This window comes from Leifsonia sp. SIMBA_070 (genome assembly GCF_046534635.1).
Taxonomy (GTDB): Bacteria; Actinomycetota; Actinomycetes; order Actinomycetales; family Microbacteriaceae; genus Leifsonia.
Genome location: NZ_JAWRYK010000927.1, coordinates 1 through 237, shown reverse-complemented (window position 1 = coordinate 237; position 237 = coordinate 1). Strand labels below are relative to the sequence as shown.

The window sequence follows — 237 nt, the reverse complement described above, 5'->3', positions numbered from 1 at the left end:
CGGGGTCTATCGTCCCATATTGTCGCGGGCCGGTGCGCCTACACGCCCCCGGCGAATCCGTTCTGGCGCCAGGCCTCGAAGGTCGCGATCGCGGCGGAGTTCGAGAGGTTCAGCGAGCGGATGCCCGGCTGCATCGGGATCCGCAGGAGCCGGGTGATGCGCGGGTCCGCCATGATCTCGTCGGGCAGGCCCGTCGGCTCGGGACCGAACATCAGGGCGTCGCCCGGCTGGTACGAC

The 237-nt window shown here is 70.5% G+C and carries 1 protein-coding gene; it reads right to left on the bottom strand.

Annotation, left to right across the window (positions count from 1 at the left end; translation table 11 throughout):
- Nucleotides 1-38: 38 nt before the first annotated feature.
- Nucleotides 39-237, bottom strand: a 199-nt coding sequence (locus SB754_RS22915) for a tRNA (cytidine(34)-2'-O)-methyltransferase (RefSeq protein WP_410784554.1), incomplete at its 5' end; no start/stop codon positions are given.